Consider the following 24,161-nt stretch of genomic DNA (forward strand, 5'->3'; position numbering starts at 1 on the left):
TCCTGGCGTGCGTCACCAATAACTATACCGGTATTACTATCACGCTAGGAAGGTCGGCCGCATCGCGCTAGTCGAGCCCCTTTCTGCCGGGCGTCCAGAAGGGCTTCGTACGGACGTCCCTGCGCTGCCAGCCGCGCTCGTTGACCAAGTGGGCCCGGATGGCCTGGATCGTGCGCGCCTCCCCGGCCAGGTAGGCCACGCCGGGCCCGTCCGGCAGGTCCAGCTCCCTGACGGCGTCGACCAGGACCTCCGACCTGGCCGCCGGCTTGCCTCCCCGGCACACCTTGACCAGCTCCTTGGGCAGCTCCAGATGGTCGCCCGGCCCCTCGGCCTCCACCGCGCCGTACACCGCCGCGCCTTCCGGGAGCGCCCGCAACATCGCGCCGAACGCCACCGAGGCCGTCTCCTCACCCGCGAACAGGTGGTAACGGGCCTCTTTCGTGACGAAACCGCCGTCCGGCCTGGTGAAGGAGATCTCCATGCCGGGCTCGGCGGCCCTGATCCAGGAGGCGCCCGGCGAGTCGCCGCCGTGGTCGTAGCCGATCAGGTCGAGAGCCTCCCAGGCCGGGTCGTGCCGCCAGATCGAGTAGGTGCGCAGGACGCCGCCCAGCAGGCCGCCGCCGTCGCCGATGAAGAGGCGTACGTGCTGGCCGGGCGTCCATTCCAGGCCGGCGAGCGCCTCTCCCCCGATCCTGACCCGCCGCATGCGGGCGGCCACCTCCTCGACCTCGACCACCTCACCCGTGAGGAACATCCGGTCGAGTAACCGCCGTGCCATGCTCCGCCTCATGGCGTCTCCTTCCATGGCCGTCTCCTGGTGTCCAGCTCCTCGATCCTGCGGCGGGCCTCCACGAAGACCTCCTGGATGCGCTCGACCACGGCAGGGTCGCCGTGCGCGTGGGCCAGCGCCTTCACGGCGGCTTTGACCAGGCGCAACGCCGGCCCGACGATCTCCGCGGCCTCGGGCTCGCGGAACATCCCCCACTCGCCCCTGCTGGCCGCCCGCCCCCACAGCCGCTCGATCACGTCGGCCTGCTCTTCGGCCGCCCGCCTGCCGTCCTCGGTGACGTGGTAGACCTTGCGACCGTCCGTCTGCTCGACGCGCACGAGTCCTTCGTCCTCGAGCAGCTGGAGGGTGGGGTAGATGGAGCCGGCGCTGGGCTCGTAGGTGCCGTTGAAGCGGTCTGCGAGACGGCCCATGACCTCGTAACCGTGGCCGGGCCGCTCGACGATCAGGGCCAGGATGGCCAGGCGAAGCTCGCCAGGACCGAAGAAGCGCCCGGTAGGGCCCCGCTCGGGGCCGCGACGCGCGTTCATCATGGCTCGGATGCTATATCGAACGATATAGCTAAGCAACTATCGATCGATTCCACCGAGGCCCGGCCACCCGGCAAAGCCCCAGGACAGGGCTCTTTGGGGTGGCGGTTGGCGATGCCGCTGTCGGGGGTATGGAGGCTAACGGTGCTGTTGTGGAAGGTGTGGAGTTATTTGTGCCGGAGGGCGCGTGCGCACCGTACGCCCCTCTTCCGTCCACGCTCGCCATGACGGACGCCTGAAAACAAGGCTGTGGCCTGTCCTATGCCCGGCTCCTCGGCGAACATGGCAAAACCACAGAACGTGTCTCCGCTTGGTCACAGGGGCGGGACCGTCGTGGCGCCGTACTCATCCAAGGTCCCGGACACGCGGGACGCGCCATCCAACACAGGGGGAATTGATGAGTACACGGGGGAACGGCAAGCGGCCGCGGATCAGCGCTCTGCGCGCGCACGGCGTGCGGACGCTCGCCGTGGGAGGGACGCTGGCCGCCTCGCTGCTGGCCGTCGCCGGGCCGGCGCACGCCACGACCGACGTGAGCGTGTCCGGTTCGGAACTGCACGTCTATGGGGGCGACGCGTCCGACAACATCGACCTGTCCCTGTCCGGCCGCTGGGTGATCGTTTCGAACGCCGGCGACAGGATCGACGCCTCCGCGCCGTGCAGGCAGGAGAGCGACAGCCGGGTGGCCTGCCCGGCCGACCAGATCGAGTCGATCGTGGCGATCACCGGGCCGGGCGACGACACGCTGCGCAACCGTACGCGCCTGCCGATGCGGGCGAACATGGCGCCGGGGCGGGACAACCTCATCTCGGGGAACGGGGCCGCCACCATCGGCGGCTCCGGCAACGTGATCCAGCTGTAGCCGGGCGACGACGCGCTTTCCGGAGACGCGCTTTCCGGAGACGCGCTTTCCGGCGACGCGGGGCACCGACCTGGCCGGCGTGAGGGAGGGCACCGACAGGTGCGACGCCGGGTCCGGGAAGTGCGGCGAGAACTGATTGCCGGGTGAGCGCCCCGCCGCTTCAGGGGAGGGGGCGGGGCGCTGGCCGGAACCGGCGGATCTCCGCCCCCAACCCCCGCAGCGACTCCACCGGGACCTCGACCTCCGTCCACGGAGGCGTGAGGTCCGTGTCCGTGTAGCGCGGGACCACGTGAATATGGAAATGGAAGACGCTCTGCCACGCGGTCACGCCGCTGGCGTGCCACAGGTTGACGCCCTTCGCCCCCAGCGCGCCCGCGAGCCGGCGCCCCACCTCCACGGTGGCCCGCATGACGTGGGCCGCCGCGTCGAGCGGGATCTCCGCCAGATCCCGGTGATGTGTTCGCGGCACGACGAGCGTGTGCCCTTTGGTGGCTTGGGCGAGGTTGAGGAAAGCGATCGTGTGGTCGTCCTCGTGGATCGTCTGGGAGGGCTCGGTGCCTTCGACGATCCGGCAGAAGACGCACGGGGCGCCGCTCATGCCGCGGGCCTTCGGAGGCGGCTCGATCTCGTTCACCCGTCGCGCTCGAACAGGCGGTGGAGGAGCGCGCCCTGGCCGGACTGGAGCACGTGGCCGTGCTCGAGCGGGATCCAGAAGCACTCCAGTCGCGTGGGCGGCTCCTCGCCGTCATGGTCCTCGCTGCTCGCCCACCGATCCGGGGTCTCCTCGTGCAGGGCCAGCTCGAAGATGTGGCGGCGTTGGAGCTCGGCGCGGTAGGGGGTCATGTCGTACTCCGCCACGCCGAGTTTCCGCACGACGGTGAAATCGTGGAGCCCGGTCTCCTCCCGCGCCTCCCTGAGCGCGGCGTCCCGAGGGTCCTCCCCTTCCTTGACGGTCCCCGCGGGGACCTGCACCCCGACCTCCTCGGGGCTGTAGTCCAGGTGGCGGAAGACGAGGAGCTCGTCACCCCGGACGATGTAGCACACGGCCTTGTCGCGGATCGTTCTGTCAGGCATAGGCGATGATCGCATAGCGCTCGTCGTCCACCGAACCGCCCCAAAGGTCGGCGTCGTCGCTGAGCGGCTCGACGCGCAGGTCGGCGACCAGCGGGCGGACGGCGGCGGCCAGGTCGGCGGCGCCGAGACCGCCGTTCCAGGGCAGCGATCCGGCTCCCTCCACATAGGGCTGCCCGGTCTCCCGCCAGCGTCCCTCCACGAGCACGAGCCTGCCGGACGGGCGCAGGCGGCCGGCCCACTCGCGCAGCGCCGCCCGGGGGTCGGGCAGGGTCCACACCAGGTGCCGGCAGAGCACCACGTCGAAGCGGTCGTCGCCGGTGGGCGGGGCGGCGGCGTCGCCGACCAGGAACCGCGCCGCGAGCCCGGCGGACGACAGCTTGGCGCGGGCCTGCTCGATCATCCGCGGCGCCACGTCCACGCCGGTCACCCGGTGCCCGGCCGCGGCCAGCAGCAGGGACAGGGAACCGGTGCCGCAGCCGACGTCGAGGACGTCGGCGGGATGGGCCGGGGTCCAGGCGCGCAGGCGGCGGTCCCAGGCGGCACGCGTGCGATCGGCTCGCAGGCCGTGGTCCGGCTCCTCGTCGAAGGTGGGCGCCGCGTCGTCCCAGTAGCCGGTGATCGCGGAGGTGAGATCGGACATGGACCCGATCCTCTCAACCGCCACCGACAATCCCGCCGTCATGCCATGGTGATGACGACCTTGCCCCGGGCGTGGCCTCGCTCGACGTAGCCGATGGCCTCGGGGACTTCGCTCAGCGGGTGGGTCCGGTCGATGACCGGCCTGATCTTCCCCGTTTCGAGCAGGTCGCGCAGGGCCACGAGATCGTCGGTGTTCTCGTCCGCCACGTGTCCGGCGACCAGGCGCTGCCGTACGAACAGGGAGGACAGCATCACGTGGACGATGCGGGGCATGACCCCCACCCAGCGCCCGCCCTTGTCGCCGCTGTTGTGCAGGTAGATCCCCCGCGGGGCGAGCACGCGCCTGCAGTCCGCGAGGGAGCGGTTGGCCACGTTGTCGAGGATGACGTCGTAGCGCTCGCCGCTCCGCGTGAAGTCCTCCTTGGTGTAGTCGACGACGTGGTCGGCCCCGATCGAGCGTACGATCTCCGCGTTTCCCGGCCCGCACACGCCGGTCACCTCGGCGCCCAGCGCCTTGGCGATCTGCACCGCGAACGGCCCCACCCCGCCGCCCGCGCCGTTGACCAGCACCTTCTGCCCGGCTTTGGCCTGCGCCTTGTCCCGGAGGGCCTGTAACGCGGTGACGGCCGCCACCGGCACGGCCGCCGCCTCCTCGAACGTCAGCCCGGCGGGTTTCCGCACCACGAACCCCTCCGCCGGAACGGCCACGTACTCGGCGAACGCGCCGCGGCAGAAGCCATACACCTCGTCGCCGGGCCGCAGCGCGGTGACGCTCCTGCCCGCCGCCACGACCTCTCCGGCCACGTCGGCGCCCAGCAGGTGGGCCTTGGGGCGGGTCAGCCCGGCCTGCGCCCTGAAGATGTAGGGCAGGCCGCGCAGGAGATGCCAGTCCCCCGCGTTGACGGAGGCCGCCCGCACGCGGACCAGCACGTCGTCGTCGCCGATCTCGGGTTTGTCGACGTCCTGGAGCTTGATGACGTCGGGCGAGCCGTAGGAGTGGTAGCGGATGGCTTTCATGGCGACGCTCCCTGGTCAGAGTCTTCGTTCATATGTAAGATTCTTCTTACACATGAAAGACGGTAACACTGACCGATCGCCCTCGACAATGCTCACCGATCGGTAGCAATTGCTAACCTGTGAACATGGAGCCATGGCCGCAGAGAGATCAGATAGCCGCGGCGCTACGCCAGATCAGCGCCGGCTTCGCGGCGCTGGCGGAGGCGATCTCGGCCGATCCGGCTCAGCCCCCGGCAGACAGCCGGCATCGAGCGCTCATCGCCGAATGGGGGCGCAATGGCCTGACCAGGGCTGAAGCCAGCACATTGTTCCGCAAGCACGGCTTCTCCCCTCAGGCCGCCGGCGGCTGGGCCCGCGGCGGCTGGCTGGAGATCCGCGAGGACGGCCGCCGCTATCTCACCGACCGTTCGCTGCATTGGTTGACCGAACAGGAGTCCCCCGATGACTGAGCCGTTCAGCGTCCGCCTCGAGATCCGCAGCTACGAGATCGACCCCCAGCTCCACCTCAACGGCGGCTTCTACATCCAGTACGCCGACCATGCCCGCTTCGCCTGCGTCCGGGCCGCCGGGGTGTCGATCGAGGACCTGCTCGGCAGCGGGCTCGGCCCCGTCAACCTCGAGACCGTCATCAAATACCACCGCGAGCTACGCGGCGGGGACGAGGTGGACGTCACCTGTGACTGGGAATGGGGCGATGGGAAGGCCTACCGCGTTCACCATCTCTTCCGGCACCAGGACGGCGGCTTGGCCGCGGAGGTCAGCCACGTGAGCGGCCTGCTCGACCTGAAGACCCGGCGGCTGGTCCCCGATCCCGGCCGCGAGTGGCGAACGAGAGCCACCAGACCCGAACTCCTGGGCCTCGCACCCTAGTCCGGCCCGTGCGGCCATCTGGCCGGCTTACGTAGGGTGACAGGCATGACCAAGACGGTGATCGACCTCGACGATGAAGCCTTGGCCGAGGCCGCGAAGCTCCTTGGCACCTCGTCGAAGAAGGACACGGTCAACGCCGCGCTGCGGGAAATCGTCGACCGGCGCAGACGGGCCGCTGCGGTGGCTCGCATGCGTGAGATGGTGGCCACAGGGGAGGTCGACTTCTCTGTCCTCGACAAGGGCGGCGACGCGAACCAGGCCGTGGCGTGACAGAGCTCTTTCTCATCGACACCGTTGATCCGCTTTTACGGAGGACAAGTCGGCGCCGAATGGGACCTGGCAGTCTCTGCAGGTCTGGTCGGCCGCACGCCCATGATCACACTTTCGGTCAATGACCAGGCGTAGAGATCCGAATGATCACGGTCCTTCACCCCCACGTGCGGTAGGCGGCCACAGCCGGGACGGGTGTGCGCCGCAGGCGCCTCAAGCTGGGCGTCTGAGCGAAGCGAAGTCCTGCAGGGGTCGGGGCTCCGGCCCGACTGGGAGCGCCGCCTGAGCTTTCCAGCGCGAAGCGCTCCCTTGCGAAGACCTTGCGCGCCGGCAGGGGCGCCCCCAGGAAGGACGCCCGAGCGGAGCGAGGACCGCTCGGGGCGGGCTCCAGCAGGCCCACCCCGGTGACAAGGCAACGGGTGGGTGCGCCCGGCTCACCTACGCCGACGCCCCACCCGTACCCCGAAGGACTGACTAGGCCTTCAGCCAGCTCATCATCGGACGCAGCTTGGCGCCCGTCTTCTCGATCGGGTTCTCGGCCAGCTCGTCGCGGTGGCGCTGGAACTCCTTCTGGCCGCTGTCGAACTCCTCGACGAGCTGCCGCGCGAAGGTGCCGTCCTGGATCTCGCCCAGGATCCGGCGCATCTCCTGACGGGTCTCTTCCGTGATGACGCGCGGGCCGCGGGTGTAGCCGCCGTACTCGGCCGTGTCGGAGACCGACCAGTACATCTTCGAGATGCCGCCCTCGTACATGAGGTCGACGATCAGCTTCATCTCGTGCAGGCACTCGAAGTAGGCGACCTCGGGCTGGTAGCCCGCCTCGATGAGGGTCTCGAAGCCGGCCTTGATCAGCTCGGACACGCCGCCGCACAGCACGGCCTGCTCGCCGAACAGGTCGGTCTCCGTCTCCTCCGTGAACGTCGTGCGCAGCGCGCCGGCGCGGGTGCCGCCGATGCCCTTGGCGTACGAGAGCGCCAGGTCCAGCGCCTTGCCCGAGGCGTCCTTCTCGACGGCGACGAGACACGGCACGCCGCGCCCGGCCTCGAACTGGCGGCGGACGAGGTGGCCGGGGCCCTTGGGGGCGACCATGCACACGTCGACGCCCTCGGGGGCCTCGATGAGGCCGTAGCGGATGTTCAGGCCGTGGCCGAAGAACAGCGCGTCGCCCTCGACCAGGTTGGGGGCGACGTGCTCGGCGTACAGGTGGCGCTGGATGTGGTCCGGCGCGAGGATCATGGTGAGGTTGGCCTCCTCCACCGCCTCCCCCGGGGTGACGACCCGCAGCCCGTCGTTCTCCGCCTTCTCGCGGCTCTTGGAGCCCTCCGGCAGGCCGACGCGCACGTCCACGCCGGAGTCACGCAGGGAGAGCGCGTGGGCGTGGCCCTGGCTGCCGTACCCCAGCACGGCCACGTGGCGTCCCTGGATGATCGACAGGTCGGCCTGGTCGTCGTAGTAAATCTCGGTCACTTGCTCAAAACCTTTCAGGCGGTACGGTCCAGTGCCCTGAGGGACCGGTCAGTGATGGAACGGGCGCCGCGGCCGATGGCCACCATGCCCGACTGGACGAGTTCTTTGATCCCGAACGGCTCGAGGACCTTGACGAACGCCTCGAGCTTGTCGGTGGTGCCGGTGACCTCGATGGTCACGGCGTCGGCGGCCACGTCGACGCAGCGCGCGCGGAAGAGGTTGACCAGCTCCAGCACGGAGGAACGGTTGTCGGCGTCGGCCTTGACCTTGATCAGCATCAGCTCGCGCTGGACGGACTGCGACGGGTCGAGCTCGACGATCTTCAGTACGTTCACCAGCTTGTTGAGCTGCTTGGTGACCTGTTCGAGCGGCAACTCCTCGACGCTGACCACGATGGTCATGCGCGAGATGTCGTCGTGTTCGGTCGGCCCCACGGCCAGCGAGTCTATGTTGAAGCCCCTTCGGCTGAACAACGCGGACACGCGTGCCAGTACGCCCGGCTTGTTCTCGACAAGCACCGACAGAGTATGCCTACTCATCCTCGTTCTCCCACTTGGGCGCCATGTCACGGGCGATCTTGATGTCGTCGTTGCTGGTGCCTGCCGCGACCATGGGCCAGACCATGGCGTCCTGGTGGACGACGAAGTCGACCACGACGGGCACGTCGTTGATCTCCATGGCCTTCTTGATCACGGCGTCCACGTCCTCGGCACGCTCGCATCGCAGGCCCACACAACCATAGGCCTCGGCCAGCTTGACGAAGTCGGGGATGCGGCGGACCGTCTGCAGGTCGGTGTTGGAGTAGCGCTGGTCGTAGAAGAGCGTCTGCCACTGGCGGACCATGCCGAGGTTGCCGTTGTTGATGACGGCGATCTTGACCGGCACGCCCTCCAGGGCGCAGGTGGCCAGCTCCTGGTTGGTCATCTGGAAGCAGCCGTCGCCGTCGATGGCCCACACCGTGGATTCGGGGCGGCCCATCTTGGCGCCCATCGCGGCCGGGACGGCGAAGCCCATCGTGCCGAGGCCGCCGGAGTTGATGAAGGTGCCGGGGTTCTCGTAGTCGATGAACTGCGCGGCCCACATCTGGTGCTGCCCGACCCCGGCCACGTAGTACGTGTCGGGCCCGGCGATCGCGCTCAGCCGCTCCATGACGTACTGGGGCGCCAGCGTGCCGTCCTCGTACGTCTCGTAACCCAGCGGATAGGTCTGCTTGTAGCCGTTGAGCGTCGTCCACCATTCGGTGTAGTCGCCCTTCTGGCCGGACGCCTGGATCACGGCGACCAGGTCGCCGATGACCTCCTTGCAGTCACCCACGATCGGCACGTCGGCGTGGCGGTTCTTGGAGATCTCCGCCGGGTCGATGTCGGCGTGCACGACCTTGGCGTACGGGGCGAACGACCCCAGGTCGCCGGTCACCCGGTCGTCGAAGCGCACGCCCAGCCCGATGAGCAGGTCGGCCTTCTGCAGCGCGCCCACGGCCGACACGCTGCCGTGCATCCCCGGCATGCCCATGTGCTGCGGGTGGCTGTCGGGGAACGTGCCGCGCGCCATCAGGGTGGTGACGACCGGGATGCCGGTCAGCTCGGCCAGCTGCAGCAGCTCGGCGGAGGCACGCGCCTTGTGGACGCCGCCGCCGACGTACAGGACCGGCCGCTTGGACTCGGCGATCAGCTTGGCGGCCTCGCGGATCTGCTTGGAGTGCGGCCTGGTGACCGGGCGGTAGCCCGGGAGCTGCATGGTCGGCGGCCAGCTGAAGGTGGTGTCGGCCTGCAGCGCGTCCTTGGAGATGTCCACGAGCACCGGGCCGGGGCGGCCGGTGGAGGCGATGTGGAAGGCCTCCATGATCGTGCGCGGGATGTCCGCGGGGTCGGTGATCAGGAAGTTGTGCTTCGTGATCGGCATGGTGATGCCGGAGATGTCGGCTTCCTGGAACGCGTCCGTGCCGATGGCCGCGCTGGCCACCTGACCGGTGATCGCCACGATCGGCACCGAGTCCATGTAGGCGTCGGCAATCGGCGTCACCAGGTTGGTCGCACCCGGACCGCTGGTGGCCATGCACACCCCGACCTTGCCGGTCGCCTGCGCGTAGCCCTCGGCCGCGTGACCGGCGCCCTGCTCGTGGCGTACGAGCACGTGCCGGACCTTGGTCGAGTCGTAGAGAGGATCGTAGGCCGGCAGAATGGCACCGCCCGGGATCCCGAACACTGTGTCGACTCCAACGTGCTCCAGCGCCCTCACCAGGGCCTGTGCACCTGTCATCCGTTCGGTCATCGGCTCGTTCCTTGCGTGGCTACTCGCTTAAGGACATAAAAAATGCCCCTTCCCACCGGACGGCGGGACTGGGGCGGCGCGCAGGTCGTCGTGCTTCGCTATCGGCCTGCGCGCCGGCGAAGTACTACGAGAATCTCACTGCGAAGCATGACCTACACCATAGCCGCACTGAATGCCCCGGTGCCAACTTCGTGGACACATGTCTCAAACAGTGAGACTCGTACGCATCAACGAGTCGACTCCGCGCGCCGCCATCGGCCGTGCGACCAGGAAGCCCTGACCCTTCGTGCACCCCATCCGCTTGAGCAGATCGAGCTGTTCGGGACGCTCTATCCCCTCTGCCACCACGATAAGCCCGAGGTCGTGGCCGAGCCGCACGATCGTCCGGGTGAGCAGCGTCAGCGTGTCGTCGGTGCCCAGCCCCGACACGAACGACGGATCGATCTTGATCATGTCGACCGGGAGCTGCCGCAGGAACGCGAGCGAGGCGTAACCCGTGCCGAAGTCGTCGATGGCCAGCCGCACCCCGAGCGCCCGCAGCTCCGACAGCCGCTTGATCGTCTCCTCGGCATCCTCGACCAGCATCTCCTCGATCACCTCAAGGGTGAGCGCGGAGGCCGGCAGCCCGCTCTCGGCCAGCGCCTCCTCGACCGTCTCGACGAACCGCGGCGCGGTGATCTGACGGGCCGAGAGGTTGAGCGACAGGCCGATGTCCCACGACGAGGCCCGCCAGGCGGCCACCTCGCGGCACGCCTCGCGCAGGATCCACTCCCCCAGCGGCACGATCAGCCCGGTGTCCTCGGCCGGGCCCAGGAACTGCTCGGGCGGCACGAACACCGACCCGCGCCACCACCGCACCAGCGCCTCGACCGAGGTCACCCGCGAGGTGGCCAGGTCGACGATCGGCTGGTACTCGATCGCGAACTGCTGCTCGATCAGCGCCCGCTGCAGGTCGGCCGCCAGCTCCAGCCGGCGCACCACGTCGGCGTGCATCTGCGCGGCGAACACCTCCACCCGCCGCCCGCCCAGCTCTTTGGAGCGCGCCATCGCGACATCCGCGTTACGGATGAGGTCGCCGGCCGGCATGTCGTCCTCGGTGAAGGCCACGCCCACGCTCGCGGTCAGCGCCACGTCGCGGTCGGCGACGCGGAACGGCTCCTGCGAGACCGCGCGTACGAGCCGCTCGGCCAGATCGACCGCGACCTGCGCCTCCCCGCCCGTCTCCACGAGGACCGCGAACTCGTCGCCGCCCCACCGGGCGAGCGTGTCGTCGGCGCGTACGGCGCCGCGCAGCCTGCGCGCGGCCTGCCCGAGCAGGTAGTCGCCGCTGGCATGGCCCACCGAGTCGTTGACCGAGGTGAACCCGTCGAGGTCGAGGAAGATCACCGCGACGTTGGCCGCCCCGGTGCCGGAGGTGCGCCCCGAGAGGACCTCGCGGGTGCGCTCCTCGAAGTAGGCGCGGTTGGGCAGCCCGGTGACGCCGTCGTGGAAGGTCAGGTGGGCGACCTGGTTGCGCAGCGCCTCCTCGTCGCTGACGTCCCTGGTGGTCACCAGCAGCAGCTCGTCGCCGCCGACGTGGCGGGTGGCGACCGACTCGGTGGGCCGCCACGTGCCGTCGGCCGCGCGCACCCGGCAGGCGATCAGGCAGGCGCCGGGCGCGGCGTTGTCCTCGTCGAGGTGCATGGCGCGCAGCGCCGCCTGGATGCCGGGGACGTCCTCCGGGTGGATGTAGTCGAAGATCGACCCGCCGACCACGTCTTCGGGGCAGTAGCCGTACGTGACCTCGACCCCGGCGTCGATCTCGCGCACCAGGCCCTCGTAGTCGCACAGGAACACCACGTCGCCGGTGCTCTGGGCGAGCTCCCTGAGCTGCCGCTCACCGACCTTGACCAGGCCGCGCAGGCGCATGTTGGTCGCCGAGACGAAGAACAGGCGGACCAGCAGGAGCAGCACCACGGAGACCGCGACCACCGCGACGCCGGTCACGGGCCGCTCGGCGCCGCCGCCCACCAGGTGGACGAGCAGCGTGCAGGCGGCCACGGCGACCAGCCCCAGCGGCACCAGGGCGACCACACCGCCGACGGCGGACCTGCCGGCCGCGCCCGGATGCGGACCCCACGGGATGGCGGCGAGCAGCAGGAACGCGACAGGCGCGAGCATGACGGTCCACATCTGCGGATCGCCGCCGTCGAGCCGGGCGACCCCGCCCGCCAGGCCCGCCACGGTCATGGTGGCGAGCACGCCGACGCCCGCCAGGGCGAGCGGCCAGGAGGAGGCCCGGCTCGTCAGCACCGACGGGATCACGGCGCACGTCACCAGCAGCGCGATCATCGGTGGCAGCATGACCAGCGTGAACGCCGCCGGGTCCGCCGCGTCGTCGTAGACGTGCCGCAGCGCGGCCACCCAGCCGATCAGGAAGAGCGAGGCGGCGCACAGGTAGGCGTCGGTGACATGCCGTAAAACGACCCGGGCCGGGAATCTGCGGTCGGCGGCGATCAGCGCGCCCCCCGCCGTCGCCACGGTGCCGATCAGCACGAACAGGTCGGCGAAGCTGACCAGGAAGCTCTCGGCGAACGGGCGCAGCGCCACGCCGGCGGCCCAGATGACGGCTCCGCCGCCCATCCAGCGCGCGCCCAGCGCCGTCGGCCGGTCCCCGGCCGACCTGACCGAGGCGAACAGCAGCGAACCGGCCGCGATCAGCGCCGCCAGCCCGCCGGCGACAGCGCCGGTGAGCAAGGCCTGACCGCGTATGCCGAGAGCGGCGGCGAAGGCCACCGCGCCTGCCGCCGCCGCGGCGGTCAGCGGCACCCGTGGATCACGCCAGCGGATCACAGTCGTTGCCCATCCCGTCTCGAACCCTGCACCTGCGACCGCCGAAGCCCGGTCGATCACTTCGCCAGTGTGTGCGCTCGTGGGTGCGCGGGTGGTGACAACGCCGATGTCGTCACCGATCTGATAACCACACAGACCAATTTCCGCCAAGAGATCCTTGACAGCGAGTCAGGACCTCCTCGCAAAGGCAACCGTACGCACCGAAGGTCACGGACCAGCCACGTTCCGGGATCCTCTCAGTACGAGTCGGTGATGACGTTGACCAGCGGTTCGCCGGCGAGGTAGCGCAGCAGCTGGGCACGGATCAGGCGCTGCGTGCGCCGCACGGACGCGGGGGTGCTGCCCGCGATGTGCGGAGTGATCAGTAGGCCCGGAGCGCTCCAGAGGGGGTGGCCCTCGGGCAGCGGCTCGGGCGCGGTCACATCCAGCGCGGCGCGTAGCCTACCGGTTTTGAGCTCCGCGATCAGCGCGTCCGTGTCGACGACCCCGCCCCTGGCGGCGTTGACCAGCACGGCGCCGTCCTTCATCCGCGCCAGGAAGGCCGCGTCGACCATGCCCGCCGTGTCGGCCGTGGCGGGCACGAGCAGCACCACGACGTCCGCCTCCGGCAGCAGGGCGGGCAGCTCGTCCATGGCGTGCACGCCGTCGCGGGCGCTCCTGGCCACGCGTACGACGTCCACCTCGAACCCCTCCAGCCGCCTCTCCAGCGCGGCGCCGATGGAGCCGTAGCCGACGATGAGCACGGTCGAGTCGGCCAGCACGTCGGTGTGGTGGTAGGTCCACTCGCCCCTGCGCTGCGCGTCCACGAACCCGGGGAACTCCCGCAGCACCGCGATCATCGCCCCGACGGCCCACTCGGCGGTCCCGGCGTCGTGCACGCCGCGGGCGTTGCACAGCACCGCGCCGTCCGGCAGGTGCGGCCGGTACGGCTCCACGCCCGCGGTGACGGTCTGCAGCAGCCGCAGGGAGGTCATCCTGGCCAGCGTGCCCGGGACGTCCGGCACGGTGACGAGCGGCGGGATCCAGACCTCCACCTCGTCGACCCCTTCCGGCATCGGGGCCGTGCCATCGTAAACGGCACATTCAACCCCAGGCAGGTCGGACAGAACATCAGCCACCGAATCGGACGGAACCCAGGTCTTCATGTCGAGAACCTTACGGCTCCAAGGGAAGTATGGAACACATGAGGAAGCTCTGGACGATCCTGCTCCTGGCCGCTCTCACCGCCTGTTCCAGCGGTCTGGCCGACGGCGGGAAGGTGACGCCGACCGCCACCGCACCGGCCGGGGCCGGGCCGGGAGAGCCACGTGACGTGGTGACGGGGCTGGCGGTGCCGTGGGCGATCACGTTCCTGCCCGGAGGCGACGCCCTGGTCACGGAGCGTGACACGGCCAGGCTGCTCCGCGTGACCCGGGACGGGAAGGTGACCTCGCTGGGCACGATCCCGGGGGTGAGCGCGGCCGGCGAGGGCGGGCTGATGGGGGTGGCGGCAAAGGATCAGCAAGTATTCCTTTACTACACCGCGGAACAGGACAACCGGATCGTCCGCTACCAGCTCACCGGCGACCGCCTCGGCGACGAGCGGGTCCTGGTGCGGGGCATCCCCAAGGGTGCGATCCACAACGGTGGACGGCTCGCGTTCGGGCCCGACGGGTTCCTGTACGCCTCCACGGGCGAGACCGGCGAGGACCAGCTGGCGCAGCAGCGCGACTCGCTGGGCGGCAAGATCCTGCGCATGACCGTGGACGGGGCGCCCGCGCCCGGCAACCCGTTCGGCACGCTCGTCTACAGCTACGGCCACCGCAACGTCCAGGGGCTCGCCTGGGACCGGTCCGGTCGCCTGTACGCGTCGGAGTTCGGCCAGAACACCTATGACGAGGTGAACCTCATCAAGGCGGGAGGCAACTACGGGTGGCCGGAGGTCGAGGGGCGCAGCGACGACTCGCGCTACGTCAACCCCATCGTCACGTGGTCCACCGACGAGGCCTCGCCGTCGGGGATGGCGTACGCGAACGGCTCGCTGTGGGTGGGGGCGCTGCGCGGGACGCGGCTGTGGCAGGTCCCGCTGGCGGCGGACGGGTCGGCGGGCACGCCCGTCGCCCACTTCACCGGCCGCTACGGCCGCCTCCGCGCCGTCACCGCGGCCCCGGACGGGACGCTGTGGGTCGGCACCAGCAACAAGGACGGGCGCGGCTCCCCACGGCCGGGCGACGACCGCATCCTCTCGGTCCCGCTCTCCTGACCTCACCCCAGACCTCTCGGCCCGGCCCTCGTGACCCCGCCTCAGACGCCCCCAGAGGCGCCCCAGACCCGAGCACACGCCCTCCGGGCCCCCTGAGGTGCCCTGGACGAGCCCGGCACCGCCCACACGCCACACGCCGGGCCCGGATGCGGTTCGCGAGCGCGGGCGTGGGTGTAGGCCGAGCGGGAGCGCGGGCGTGGGCGTGGCCGAGCCGGGCGCGCGGGCCGGGCGAGGGCCGGGCAAGCGGGCGCTGTGCGCGGGCCAGGGCGCAGGCTGGGCAAGTGTGGGCGCCGGGCGCGGGCGAGGGTGGGTGCCGGGCGCGGGCCGGGCGGGGGCGCGGGCGTGGGCCATGGGAGGTCCCGGCCGCAGAGGTCCCGGCCGCAGAGGGCGCGGGTCGGGCAGGGGTGGGTGCCGGGCGCGGGTGAGGGCCGAGAGAGGGTGGGTGCCGGGGCCGTGGGGCGGCCCCGGGTGGCGGGGGTCAGGTGCAGGTGGTCTGCGTTTGGGGGCGGTACTTGGTGGTCAGCTTCTTGTCCTTCTTGACCACCTTGCCGTCCTGGTGGAACACCCGGGTCACGTCGATCGTGAACCCCTGCTCCCCCACCGTCGGCAAACACCCGGGCGCCGAGCTGGTCTCCGTCCGGAACGGCCGGATGTCCCGCTTCTCGGACGTCACCGCCTCCACCTCGTCGTACCGCTTCGTGCTCCACAAGGTGACCGTCACCGACGTCTCCGTGAAGGCCGTCTTGATCAGCACGCCGAAGTCGGAGTCGTTGCGCCACTTCAGGTCCGTGTCCGGATAGAGCAGCGCCACGTCCCTCCCAGGCGGGTAGCGGGGGGCGTAGTAGTCCATCGGCTGGTGCTCGACCAGGTCGAACCCGCCGAAGAAGGCGGCGTTGTACATGGTCGTGGCGAACTGGGAGACCCCGCCGCCGACGATGTTCACCATCCGCCCGCCGACGATCTGCCCCGCCTCGACGTACCCGTCCTCGACGGTGCGCTCGCCCACGACCTCGTTGATCGAGAACGTCTCCCCGGGCTTCACCATGTGCCCGTCGAGCTCCTGCGCCATGCGCTGGATGTTCTTGACGCGAGGCTGGCCGGCGTCGAACGACGTGGTGAACGCGCCCACGGTCTCCTTGATCCCGAGGTCGCGTACCTGCTCCGTCGTGACGGTGGGCGCGACGGAGCCCAGCCGCACCGGGATCGTCCGGCTGCCGCCCTCGTCGAGCACCCGCTCGACGTCCCTGGCCAGCAGCTTGTCGTTCACGCCCCGCCCCGTGCGGGCGGGCACCAGGACCGGCTTGCCGTTCACGATGTCGTACGTGGCGTCACGCGGCTGCTGGGCCGCGTCCACCAGGCGGCTCTCCAGGGCCGCCAGCACCGCGGTGGTGTCGAACCGGGGCGCGAGCCCGCCGGAGCCGTCGGAGTTGTAGGTGAGGTTGGCGGCGATCATGGCCGGGGAGATCTGCGCCTGCTTGTCGCCGACGGTCAGCGTGATGGGCGCGGAGACGGCCTGCTTCGCCTTGGTGAGGGCGGTCTCGACGGCCTCGGCGGTGGTGACGGGCTTGGCCGGCCTGAGGGTGAGCACGACGTTGCCGCCGCCCTGCAGGAAGGCGTCGCCGATCCGGCGCACGGCGTCCTCGCGGTCGAGCAGCACGCCGTCCTCGGGCTGGCGGGCCTTCGGCTCCAGCCCGGTGAAGGTCACCCGGCCCTCGTGGGGCTTCTTGTCGGCGGCCTCGGCCAGCCCCTCGACGGTCCTGGCGAGCTGCGAGGAGTCGAGGTTCACCTTCGGCTGGAGCTCGGTCTTGCCGGTGAGGCCCCGCCACACCTCCTGCGGGCTGGGGAACCCGCTGGGCGCCTGGCCGATCGTGCCGACCACGTCGAGTTCGAGACCGGCTTCGTCGGACTGGATGGTCTCTTTACGGCCGGCGATGTCGACCACGACCGGGCGGCTCAGCCGGCTGGCGAGCTCGTTGCGGAGCTTGTCGGCCGCCTGGGTGACGGTCAGCCCGCCGATGTCGACGCCCGAGACGTGGGTGCCGCGCAGGACGGAGCCCGACATGAGCACGGCGGGTACCACGTACGCCAGCGCCGCGAGCAGCACGAGGCACACCAGCAGCCCCGGAAGGAGGCGGCGCTTGCGAGGCGGCTCGGGGTCGTACGAGGTCGGCCGCTCCGAGGGGGAGCCGAACACGGGCGCGGGCGGGGTCGGCGGTTCCTTGCCGTTCACCGGCCATGGCTGCGCCGGCGGCGCCACAGGGGGCAGCGCACCGCCCGAGGGACCGCCCGGGGCGCTCGGGCCTTGGGCCGGCCGGGGTTCCTGCCTGTCCGTGGGGCCGAAGATGTCCCGGGAGACACCCGGGGGCAGCCCTTCGATCCGCGGCTTCTTGGAGACGCCCGAAGCGGGTAATGGCACCGAGGCGAACGGGTCGGTCGGTGATTCGATCGGTCCGGCGTTACGCACGCCTCAATCTCCTCCCGGTCCGCAGCCAAGTCTCAGGCAACAGTAAGGCACGCGGATCCGCATATGTCACGGGAAATGGCTACGGAAGTGTGTCAACCTAGCCACCGGTAGCGATGTTCCGGTCGGCCGGCGGTGCCGTAACGGGGCCGGAACTCGGCCTGCCCGGCCACGCACAGGTATTCGAGATAGCGGCGCACGCTCACCCTCGACAGGCCCGTGAGCTCGGCCGTCTCGGTCGCCGACAGGTCGCGGCCCGCCTCGCGGAGGGTCTCCGCGACCAGCTCGCACGTAGCCGCCGACAGCCCCTTCGGCATCGGTACGGACGTCTTGGGGCTCCCGAAGAGCCGGTCCACGTCGTCCTGCCGCGCCTCGGGGCCGATGGCGGTCAGGCGCCTGCGGGTGTCGGCGTACTGCTGGAGCCGGTCGGTCAGCGCGGCGGCGGTGAAGGGCTTGATGAGGTAGTTGACGGCGCCGCCGCGCATGGCCTCCCTGACCGTGGGCACGTCGCGGGCGGCGCTGATCATGAGGACGTCCACGCCGTGGAGCTGCTTGAGCACCTCAAGTCCCGACATGTCGGGCAGGTAGATGTCGAGCAGCACGAGGTCCGGCCGCAGCTCGGCCGCCGCGGTGAGCGCGTCGGCCCCGCTGTGGGCGACCGACACGACCCGGAATCCGGGTACGCGCGCCACGTAGCCGCTGTGGATGCGGGCGACCATGAAGTCGTCGTCCACCACCAGCACCCGGATGTCACTCATGAGCGCACCTCATCATGCGCGGGCCTTCGCCGGGAGCAGGGCCGTGAAGACCGCGCCGCCCGAGTTCCGTACCCGTACCCAGCCGCCCCGGCGCAGACACGCCTGCCGGGTCAGCGCCAGCCCGAGCCCGCGCGGCCCCGACCGGGCGGCCTTGGTGGTGAACCCCTCCCTGAACACCTCTTCCACCAGATCGGGCGCGATGCCCGGCCCCGAGTCGCCCACCCGTACGCGCAGCCCGTCGGCGTCGGCCTGCACCGACACCTCGATCGTGCCCTCGGCGCCGTCGAGCGCGTCGATGGCGTTGGCGACCAGGTTGCCGACCACGAGGACCGCGTCCTGCGGGTCTCCGAGCAGGCCCTCGGGCACGGTGGAGTCCTCCGACAGCACGAGCCGGGCGCCCCGCTCGGCCGCCTCGGCGGACTTGGCCAGCAGCAGGGCGGCCAGGGTGGGGTCCTGGACGCGTTCGCGCAGGTCCGTGGCGTAGGCGCCGCCGGTGCTGCGGGTGATGAAGTTGATGGCCGCCTCGTGCTCGCCCAGCTCCAGCAGGCCGACGATGGTGTGCATGCGGTTGGCGAACTCGTGCGCCTGCGCCCGCAGCGCCTCCGTCGCGCTGCTGGTGTCGTGGAGCTCGCGGGCCAGCCGGGTCAGCTCGGTGCGGTCACGCAGGGTGACGACCCAGCCGCGGTGCTGGCCGCGTACCGAGACCGGGGTGCGGTTGAGCACCAGCACGCGCTCGCCGTGCAGCACGACGCGGTCCTCGCCGGGGTCGGCGCCCCCGAGCACGTCGCGCATGCGCTCGGAGACCGGCATCTGCGTCAGGTCCTCGCCGACGTTGCCCAGGAGCTCGCGGGCGGCGTCGTTGACCAGCGAGACGCGGCCGTTGAGGTCCAGCGCGAGCACGCCCTCCTTGACGCCGTGCAGCACGCCCTCGCGCTGCTCCAGCAGCGCGGCGATCTCGCGCGGCTCCAGCCCGAACGTCTGCCTGCGCACCCGCGCCGTGATCACCGCGGCCAGCGTGAGCCCCGCCAGCAGCACGGCCAGCGCCGTCCAGACCAGCGGCGGGAGCGCGGCGCCGAGCTGGCCGACGACCGTGGTCTCCAGCACGCCGACCGAGACCAGGCCGATCACGCTGCCGTATTCGTCGCGGATGGGGGCCTTGCCCCTGACCGTGGTGCCGATCGTGCCGGTCTCCGTGCCGACCCAGCTCCTGCCCGTCTTGAGGACGGTGGTGCCGTCGGTGGACAGCTGCTTGCCGATCAGCAGGGTGTTGGGGTGGGCGTAGCGCTTCTGCTCGGCGTTGGCGATCACGACGTAGTCGGCGCCGGTCTCGTGCTGCACGCTCATGGCCAGCGGCTGCAGGACCGTCTCCGGGTTCTTCAGCTTGAACGCTTCCCTGACCTGTGGGAGCCCTGCCACGGACTGCGCGATGGCCAGCGCCCGCTGCTGGTGCAGCGAGTCGAGCTGGTCGCGCGTGTGCTCGGCCCACACCCCTGCGGTGCCCCCGACGGCGAGGAGAACGATCACCATCTGGAGCACGAACAGCTGGGTCCCGAGGGAGGCGTCACGGACGCGTCTCACCTTGCACATGGAAACAAACGCAGGTCACGGCCAGGTTGCGACCAATACGACCACTATGACGGCAAGCGTGCAAAGCCTCGACGCAGGCGGGATGGGGCTTCACGATCCCAGTTTTACAACCGTGAAACACCCCCTGGAGTGATCATGCGCTTGCGCGTATTCGCCGCCCTCGCGGCATTCTCCCTCGCCGCGCTGACCGGCTGCGGCGAGTCAGGCACCGGCACGTCCGCCAGCGGCTCCTTGCGGATCATGGCTCCGGCCTCCCCCGGCGGCGGCTGGGACCAGACCTCCCGCATCGCGGAGCAGGCGATCAAGGCCGCCGACTCCAAGCGCAAGGTCGAGGTGTACAACGTGCCCGGCGCGGGCGGCACGATCGGCCTGGCGCAGCTCGCGGGCGAGAAGGGCAACGGCAACCTGCTGATGACCATGGGCCTGGTCATGGTGGGCGCCATCGAGCAGAACAAGTCCAAGGTCACCCTGGCCGAGACCACTCCGATCGCCAAGCTGACCGAGGAGTACGAGATCGTCGTCGTCCCGGCCGAGTCGCCGTACAAGTCGCTCGCCGACATGGTGGCGGCCTGGAAGGCCGACCCGAAGAAGGTGTCGATCTCGGGCGGCTCCGCCGGCGGCACCGACCACATCGTGGCGGGCCTGATGGCCAAGGCCGCGGGCGTGGACCCCAAGCAGGTCAACTACATCGCCCACTCCGGCGGCGGCGAGGCGCTCAACGAGCTGCTCGGCAACAAGGTCAGCGCGGGCATCTCGGGCGTGGCCGAGTTCGCGGAGCACGTGAAGTCCGGCAAGCTGCGCGCCCTCGGCGTGACCTCCGCCGAGCGGATCCCCGGCCTGGACGCGCCCACGCTGAAGGAGGGCGGCCTGGACGTCTCGCTGGCCAACTGGCGCGGCTTCGTCGCCCCCGGCGGCCTGTCCGACGCCGACAAGAAGGCGCTGACCGACCTGGTCACCAAGATGCACGACTCGCAGCCGTGGAAGGACGCGGTGAGCAAGAACGGCTGGATCGACTCCTTCCAGACCGGGCAGCAGTTCACCGACTTCCTGAACGCCGAGCAGACCCGGGTCAAGGGCATCATCGCCGAGATGGGGCTCGTTTCCTGATGGCTCGCTGGTGGCGGCCCGAGCTCGGGCTGGCGGTCGTGGTGCTGGGCCTGGGCGTGCTCGTCGTGATCGGGACGCTGGACGTCTCCGCGGCGGCCTCCCAGCTCGGCATCGGGCCCCGTTTCTTCCCCATGCTGGTGGGCGGCGCCATGGTGCTCATCGGCCTGTTCTACGTGGTCGACGTCATCCGCGGCGGCCACGGCGACCCTGAGGAGAGCGAGGACGTGGACGTGGAGGCGCCCACGGACTGGCGCAGCGTCGGGCTGGTCAGCGGGATCTTCCTGGCGTTCACGGCGCTCCTCAACGTGCTCGGCTGGATCATCGGCGCGAGCCTGCTGTTCTTCGGGCTGTCGCTGGCGCTCGGGGCCGAGCACAAGGGGCGCTCGGCCGTGATCTCGGTGGTCGTGGGGCTCGCCACGTACCTGCTGTTCGTCAAGGGCCTCGGCGTGGCGCTGCCGGGCGGGCTGCTGGCGGGGGTGATCTGAGTGGAGTCGTTCCAGCTCCTGATCGACGGCTTCGCCGCCGCGCTCACCCCCGTCAACCTCCTGTACGCGCTCGTCGGTGTCACGCTCGGCACCCTGGTCGGCGTGCTGCCCGGCATCGGGCCCGCGATGACCGTGGCGCTGCTCCTGCCGATCACGTTCACGGTGCCGCCGGCCAGCGCGTTCATCATGTTCGCGGGCATCTACTACGGCGGCATGTACGGCGGTTCGACCACCTCCATCCTGCTCAACACGCCCGGCGAGTCCTCGTCGATGATCACGGCGCTGGAGGGCAACAAGATGGCCCGGCGCGGCCGGGCGGCGCAGGCGCTGGCCACGGCCGCCATCGGCTCGTTCGTGGCCGGGACGATCGCCACGGCGCTGCTGGTCGTGGCCGCGCCCGCCGTGGTGAGCTTCGCGATCTCGTTCGGCCCCGAGGACTACTTCGCGCTGGCGATCCTGGCCTTCACCGCCGTGTCGTCCGTGCTGTCCCGCTCGGTCGTGCGCGGCCTGGCCTCCCTGGGCCTCGGGCTGGTGATCGGGCTCATCGGCATCGACCAGCAGACCGGCCAGGCCCGGCTCACCATGGGCATCCCGCAGCTGCTCGACGGCATCGACGTCGTGATCGTCGCGGTCGGGCTCTTCGCGCTCGGCGAGGCCCTCTACGTGGCCTCGCGGCTGCGCCACGCGGCCCCCGAGGTGGTGCCCGTGGGACGGGCGTGGATGGGGCGCGCGGACTGGCGGCGCTCCTGGTTCCCGTGGCTGCGCGGCACGGCGCTGGGCTTCCCGTTCGGCGCGCTGCCCGGCGGCGGGGCGGAGATCCCCACTTTCCTGTCGTACGCGGCCGAGAAGCGGCTGGCGCGCGGCCAGGCCCGCGAGGAGTTCGGCAAGGGCGCCATCGAGGGTGTGGCCGGGCCCGAGGCGGCCAACAACGCCTCCGCCGCCGGCACCCTGGTCCCGCTGCTCACGCTGGGACTGCCCACGTCGGCGACGGCCGCGATCCTGCTGGCCGCCTTCCAGCAGTACGGGCTCCAGCCCGGGCCGCAGCTGTTCGACCACAACCCGGCGCTGGTGTGGGGCATGATCGCGTCGCTGTTCATCGGCAACACGATGCTGCTGGTGCTGAACCTGCCCCTCGCGCCCCTGTGGGCCCGCGTCCTGCGGATCCCCCGCCCGTACCTGTACGCCGGGATCGTCCTGTTCGCCGCCCTCGGCGTCTACGCCCTGAACGGCACCGTCGTGGACCTCGTGGTCCTCTACGTCCTGGGTCTCCTGGGCTACGCCATGCGCCGCTTCGGCCTGCCGGTCGCCCCCGCGGTGATCGGCATGATCCTGGGCCCGATGGCGGAGATCCAGCTCCGCCGGGCCCTGGCGATCGGAGCGGGCGACGTGACGGTGCTGGTGCGCAGCCCGGTCGCCGTGGTGCTGCTGGTCCTGGCCGCCCTGGCGCTGCTCACGCCGGTGTTCAGGACGCTGTCGGCCCGGCGGCGTGCGGTCACGCCGGTCGATTGACGGGCTCACGAGCTGGTTCCGCCGGTGCGACCGGATCGGCGGAACCACTCGCGGCCCGGCGCCCGAAAGACCCGCGCCCGAAAGACCGGGGCGCGATCGCCAGCCCGGCCAGCGCCATGACCAGCGTGGCCGCGTACACCGTCCAGTAGCCCGAGTGGGCCGCCGTGAACAGCGCGCTGGTGACGGCCACCGCCACCACCGAGAACACCGACTCGCCCACCTGCAGCGCCGAGCTGTTCCTGCCCTGCTCGCCGGGCGCCGACAGCTCCAGCGTCAGCACCGACAGCGTCGGGTAGAGCAGGCCGATCCCGAAGCCGGTGACGATCCACGCCGGGTAGGCCAGCGCCACCGGCACCGCGGTGAACGTCACCGTTCCCATGACCAGGATGCCCAGCGCCAGCATGGCCGAGCCCAGCCGCAGGTTCGTCACCTGGCTGAAGGTCTGGCGGCCCTGCAGCCACGAGGCGAACGACCAGGTCAGAGAGCCGCCCATGAGCACGAGGCCGGCGGCCAGCGTCGACAGGCCGCGGGCCTGGATCAGCATGAGCGGCACGATCACCTCGGCCGCGAAGAACGCGCCGGAGGCCAGGCCGCGCAGCCCGACCACGGACGGCAGCCCGCGGGCGGCGCGGAGCGTGCCGGCGGGAAGCAGCCTGGGCAGCGCCACGAGCAGCACCGCCAGGCCCGCGACCAGCAGCACGAGCCGCCCGTCGCTGCCGTACTGCATGAGCCCGGCGCCCACGGCCGTCACGACCGCCCAGCCGACCTTGCCCAGCAGGCCGGGTTCGGCCTCGCTCTGCCCACCGGCCAGGGGCTGGCCCGCCAGCCCGCGCAGCAGCACCAGGCCGCCCGCCACGGTCAAGATCGGCACCAGCAGGAACACCCAGCGCCACCCGAGCGTCTCGGTCACCACCCCCACGATCGCCGGCCCCGCCATCGAGGGCACCACCCACGCAGTCGCGAACAGGGAGAAGATCCGTGGATGCAGCTCCTCGGGATAGACCCGGGCCACCACGACATAGAGCGCCACGCTGACCAGCGCGCCGCCGAACCCCTGCAGGAACCGGCCCGCGATCAGCACCTCCATGCTCGGCGCCAGCCCCGCCACCGTCAGCCCGCCGGCGAACCCCGCCACGCCGGTCCACAAGGGCGCCAGGGGGCCGCGTACGTCCGCCCAGCGGCCGCCGAGCACGGTGCCCACCACACTGGCCGCCATCGCCCCGCTGAAGGCCAGACCGTAGAGCTCCAGCCCGCCGAGCTCCTTGGCCACGACCGGCATGGCGATCGCGACCGCCATGTACTCGAAGGCCACCAGCGACACCATCGCCACCAGGCCCGCCGTCAATGCTTTTCTCTTCATGCCCCGAACGCTACGGAGACCCGCCTCCCGGCG

The 24,161-nt window shown here is 70.8% G+C and carries 23 protein-coding genes; 8 read left to right on the plus strand and 15 right to left on the minus strand.

Annotated elements, in window-relative coordinates:
* Nucleotides 1-67: 67 nt before the first annotated feature.
* Together HD596_RS05150 and HD596_RS05155 are read right to left on the minus strand one after the other, a co-directional pair.
* Nucleotides 68-790 (minus strand): siderophore-interacting protein, encoded by a 723-nt coding sequence (locus HD596_RS05150; protein WP_221519188.1) that lies wholly within the window; start codon nucleotides 788-790, stop codon nucleotides 68-70.
* Nucleotides 787-1,320, minus strand: coding sequence for a PadR family transcriptional regulator (locus HD596_RS05155; RefSeq protein WP_185068151.1), 534 nt, complete (start codon nucleotides 1,318-1,320; stop codon nucleotides 787-789). The genes HD596_RS05150 and HD596_RS05155 overlap by 4 nt, the downstream gene beginning before the upstream one ends.
* 394 nt (nucleotides 1,321-1,714) lie before the next feature.
* On the opposite strand from HD596_RS05155, the gene HD596_RS05160 reads away from it, so the two are divergent.
* Nucleotides 1,715-2,179 (plus strand): hypothetical protein, encoded by a 465-nt coding sequence (locus HD596_RS05160; protein ID WP_185068153.1) that lies wholly within the window; start codon nucleotides 1,715-1,717, stop codon nucleotides 2,177-2,179.
* 160 nt (nucleotides 2,180-2,339) lie between these two features.
* Here the strand turns inward: HD596_RS05160 and HD596_RS05165 are convergent, their stop codons facing one another.
* From HD596_RS05165 to HD596_RS05180, 4 genes are read right to left on the minus strand one after another with little or no spacing between them, the layout of a single operon-like run.
* The gene (locus HD596_RS05165) at nucleotides 2,340-2,813 is read right to left on the minus strand and encodes an HIT family protein (protein ID WP_185068154.1); all 474 of its coding nucleotides are present in this window, start codon (nucleotides 2,811-2,813) and stop codon (nucleotides 2,340-2,342) included.
* Nucleotides 2,810-3,253: an NUDIX hydrolase gene (locus HD596_RS05170; protein ID WP_185068156.1), complete on the minus strand. Its 444-nt coding sequence runs from the start codon at nucleotides 3,251-3,253 to the stop codon at nucleotides 2,810-2,812. Before HD596_RS05170 ends, HD596_RS05165 begins: the two co-directional genes overlap by 4 nt.
* Entirely contained in the window at nucleotides 3,246-3,893 is a 648-nt protein-coding gene (locus HD596_RS05175) for a class I SAM-dependent methyltransferase (RefSeq protein ID WP_185068158.1), read from the minus strand. Before HD596_RS05175 ends, HD596_RS05170 begins: the two co-directional genes overlap by 8 nt.
* A gap of 38 nt (nucleotides 3,894-3,931) precedes the next feature.
* The gene (locus HD596_RS05180; RefSeq protein WP_185068159.1) at nucleotides 3,932-4,909 is read right to left on the minus strand and encodes an NAD(P)-dependent alcohol dehydrogenase; all 978 of its coding nucleotides are present in this window, start codon (nucleotides 4,907-4,909) and stop codon (nucleotides 3,932-3,934) included.
* Between the two features lie 125 nt (nucleotides 4,910-5,034).
* Here HD596_RS05180 and HD596_RS05185 point away from each other — a divergent pair, with 125 nt between their 5' ends.
* The 3 genes from HD596_RS05185 to HD596_RS05195 are packed head-to-tail and all read left to right on the plus strand — an operon-like array spanning nucleotide 5,035 to nucleotide 6,049.
* Nucleotides 5,035-5,358 (plus strand): hypothetical protein, encoded by a 324-nt coding sequence (locus tag HD596_RS05185; protein WP_185068161.1) that lies wholly within the window; start codon nucleotides 5,035-5,037, stop codon nucleotides 5,356-5,358.
* A complete protein-coding gene (locus HD596_RS05190) occupies nucleotides 5,351-5,779 on the plus strand; it encodes an acyl-CoA thioesterase (protein ID WP_185068163.1) in 429 nt (142 codons plus the stop codon). The genes HD596_RS05185 and HD596_RS05190 overlap by 8 nt, the downstream gene beginning before the upstream one ends.
* Nucleotides 5,780-5,824: 45 nt before the next feature.
* A complete protein-coding gene (locus HD596_RS05195) occupies nucleotides 5,825-6,049 on the plus strand; it encodes a type II toxin-antitoxin system VapB family antitoxin (RefSeq protein WP_185068165.1) in 225 nt (74 codons plus the stop codon).
* Between the two features lie 474 nt (nucleotides 6,050-6,523).
* Here HD596_RS05195 and ilvC read toward each other — a convergent pair whose 3' ends face one another.
* The 5 genes from ilvC to HD596_RS05220 form a co-directional block, all read right to left on the minus strand.
* Nucleotides 6,524-7,516, minus strand: a complete 993-nt coding sequence (gene ilvC / locus HD596_RS05200) for a ketol-acid reductoisomerase (protein ID WP_512699267.1) — start codon at nucleotides 7,514-7,516, stop codon at nucleotides 6,524-6,526.
* A 14-nt stretch (nucleotides 7,517-7,530) separates the two neighbouring features.
* Nucleotides 7,531-8,055, minus strand: coding sequence for an acetolactate synthase small subunit (gene ilvN / locus HD596_RS05205; protein WP_185068171.1), 525 nt, complete (start codon nucleotides 8,053-8,055; stop codon nucleotides 7,531-7,533).
* Complete coding sequence (locus tag HD596_RS05210) at nucleotides 8,048-9,787, minus strand: acetolactate synthase large subunit (RefSeq protein WP_185068173.1); 1,740 nt, start codon at nucleotides 9,785-9,787, stop codon at nucleotides 8,048-8,050. Before HD596_RS05210 ends, ilvN begins: the two co-directional genes overlap by 8 nt.
* Nucleotides 9,788-9,991: 204 nt before the next feature.
* On the minus strand, nucleotides 9,992-12,595 hold the full coding sequence (locus HD596_RS05215; protein WP_313042842.1) for a putative bifunctional diguanylate cyclase/phosphodiesterase: 2,604 nt from the start codon (nucleotides 12,593-12,595) through the stop codon (nucleotides 9,992-9,994).
* A gap of 260 nt (nucleotides 12,596-12,855) precedes the next feature.
* Complete coding sequence (locus HD596_RS05220) at nucleotides 12,856-13,674, minus strand: 2-hydroxyacid dehydrogenase (RefSeq protein WP_246554140.1); 819 nt, start codon at nucleotides 13,672-13,674, stop codon at nucleotides 12,856-12,858.
* Between the two features lie 128 nt (nucleotides 13,675-13,802).
* On the opposite strand from HD596_RS05220, the gene HD596_RS05225 reads away from it, so the two are divergent.
* Entirely contained in the window at nucleotides 13,803-14,861 is a 1,059-nt protein-coding gene (locus tag HD596_RS05225) for a PQQ-dependent sugar dehydrogenase (protein WP_185068176.1), read from the plus strand.
* Between the two features lie 478 nt (nucleotides 14,862-15,339).
* On the opposite strand, the gene HD596_RS05230 is transcribed toward HD596_RS05225, so the two are convergent.
* The 3 genes from HD596_RS05230 to HD596_RS05240 form a co-directional block, all read right to left on the minus strand.
* Nucleotides 15,340-17,325, minus strand: coding sequence for a VanW family protein (locus tag HD596_RS05230; RefSeq protein WP_185068177.1), 1,986 nt, complete (start codon nucleotides 17,323-17,325; stop codon nucleotides 15,340-15,342).
* A 92-nt stretch (nucleotides 17,326-17,417) separates the two neighbouring features.
* Nucleotides 17,418-18,080, minus strand: coding sequence for a response regulator (locus HD596_RS05235; protein ID WP_185068178.1), 663 nt, complete (start codon nucleotides 18,078-18,080; stop codon nucleotides 17,418-17,420).
* A gap of 12 nt (nucleotides 18,081-18,092) precedes the next feature.
* Nucleotides 18,093-19,667 carry an ATP-binding protein gene (locus HD596_RS05240; protein WP_185068179.1) on the minus strand — a complete coding sequence of 525 codons (1,575 nt, stop codon included), beginning with the start codon at nucleotides 19,665-19,667 and terminating at the stop codon, nucleotides 18,093-18,095.
* Nucleotides 19,668-19,802: 135 nt separating this feature from the next.
* Between HD596_RS05240 and HD596_RS05245 the strand changes: the two genes are divergently transcribed.
* Genes HD596_RS05245 through HD596_RS05255 form a run of 3 tightly spaced genes read left to right on the plus strand, consistent with a single transcriptional unit; the run spans nucleotide 19,803 to nucleotide 22,768 of the window.
* On the plus strand, nucleotides 19,803-20,774 hold the full coding sequence (locus HD596_RS05245) for a tripartite tricarboxylate transporter substrate binding protein (RefSeq protein WP_185068180.1): 972 nt from the start codon (nucleotides 19,803-19,805) through the stop codon (nucleotides 20,772-20,774).
* Nucleotides 20,774-21,259 carry a tripartite tricarboxylate transporter TctB family protein gene (locus tag HD596_RS05250; protein WP_185068181.1) on the plus strand — a complete coding sequence of 162 codons (486 nt, stop codon included), beginning with the start codon at nucleotides 20,774-20,776 and terminating at the stop codon, nucleotides 21,257-21,259. The genes HD596_RS05245 and HD596_RS05250 overlap by 1 nt, the downstream gene beginning before the upstream one ends.
* Nucleotides 21,260-22,768, plus strand: coding sequence for a tripartite tricarboxylate transporter permease (locus tag HD596_RS05255; RefSeq protein WP_185068182.1), 1,509 nt, complete (start codon nucleotides 21,260-21,262; stop codon nucleotides 22,766-22,768).
* On the opposite strand, the gene HD596_RS05260 is transcribed toward HD596_RS05255, so the two are convergent.
* Nucleotides 22,752-24,128 (minus strand): MFS transporter, encoded by a 1,377-nt coding sequence (locus tag HD596_RS05260; RefSeq protein ID WP_246554144.1) that lies wholly within the window; start codon nucleotides 24,126-24,128, stop codon nucleotides 22,752-22,754. The two genes, HD596_RS05255 and HD596_RS05260, sit on opposite strands and share 17 nt — an antisense overlap.
* Nucleotides 24,129-24,161: the final 33 nt, after the last annotated feature.

Origin of the sequence: Nonomuraea jabiensis (genome assembly GCF_014204795.1) — a bacterium.
In the GTDB taxonomy this organism is placed as follows: domain Bacteria; phylum Actinomycetota; class Actinomycetes; order Streptosporangiales; family Streptosporangiaceae; genus Nonomuraea; species Nonomuraea jabiensis.

Bases quoted from the DNA above. Each gene is read 5' to 3' on its own strand.
- HD596_RS05150 (WP_221519188.1), bottom strand. From the start codon at position 790: ATGAGGCGGAGCATGGCACGGCGGTTACTCGACCGGATGTTCCTCACG.
- HD596_RS05155 (WP_185068151.1), bottom strand. From the start codon at position 1,320: ATGATGAACGCGCGTCGCGGCCCCGAGCGGGGCCCTACCGGGCGCTTC.
- HD596_RS05160 (WP_185068153.1), top strand. From the start codon at position 1,715: ATGAGTACACGGGGGAACGGCAAGCGGCCGCGGATCAGCGCTCTGCGC.
- HD596_RS05170 (WP_185068156.1), bottom strand. From the start codon at position 3,253: ATGCCTGACAGAACGATCCGCGACAAGGCCGTGTGCTACATCGTCCGG.
- HD596_RS05175 (WP_185068158.1), bottom strand. From the start codon at position 3,893: ATGTCCGATCTCACCTCCGCGATCACCGGCTACTGGGACGACGCGGCG.
- HD596_RS05180 (WP_185068159.1), bottom strand. From the start codon at position 4,909: ATGAAAGCCATCCGCTACCACTCCTACGGCTCGCCCGACGTCATCAAG.
- HD596_RS05185 (WP_185068161.1), top strand. From the start codon at position 5,035: ATGGAGCCATGGCCGCAGAGAGATCAGATAGCCGCGGCGCTACGCCAG.
- HD596_RS05190 (WP_185068163.1), top strand. From the start codon at position 5,351: ATGACTGAGCCGTTCAGCGTCCGCCTCGAGATCCGCAGCTACGAGATC.
- HD596_RS05195 (WP_185068165.1), top strand. From the start codon at position 5,825: ATGACCAAGACGGTGATCGACCTCGACGATGAAGCCTTGGCCGAGGCC.
- ilvN (WP_185068171.1), bottom strand. From the start codon at position 8,055: ATGAGTAGGCATACTCTGTCGGTGCTTGTCGAGAACAAGCCGGGCGTA.
- HD596_RS05210 (WP_185068173.1), bottom strand. From the start codon at position 9,787: ATGACCGAACGGATGACAGGTGCACAGGCCCTGGTGAGGGCGCTGGAG.
- HD596_RS05220 (WP_246554140.1), bottom strand. From the start codon at position 13,674: ATGCCGGAAGGGGTCGACGAGGTGGAGGTCTGGATCCCGCCGCTCGTC.
- HD596_RS05225 (WP_185068176.1), top strand. From the start codon at position 13,803: ATGAGGAAGCTCTGGACGATCCTGCTCCTGGCCGCTCTCACCGCCTGT.
- HD596_RS05235 (WP_185068178.1), bottom strand. From the start codon at position 18,080: ATGAGTGACATCCGGGTGCTGGTGGTGGACGACGACTTCATGGTCGCC.
- HD596_RS05240 (WP_185068179.1), bottom strand. From the start codon at position 19,667: ATGTGCAAGGTGAGACGCGTCCGTGACGCCTCCCTCGGGACCCAGCTG.
- HD596_RS05245 (WP_185068180.1), top strand. From the start codon at position 19,803: ATGCGCTTGCGCGTATTCGCCGCCCTCGCGGCATTCTCCCTCGCCGCG.
- HD596_RS05250 (WP_185068181.1), top strand. From the start codon at position 20,774: ATGGCTCGCTGGTGGCGGCCCGAGCTCGGGCTGGCGGTCGTGGTGCTG.
- HD596_RS05260 (WP_246554144.1), bottom strand. From the start codon at position 24,128: ATGAAGAGAAAAGCATTGACGGCGGGCCTGGTGGCGATGGTGTCGCTG.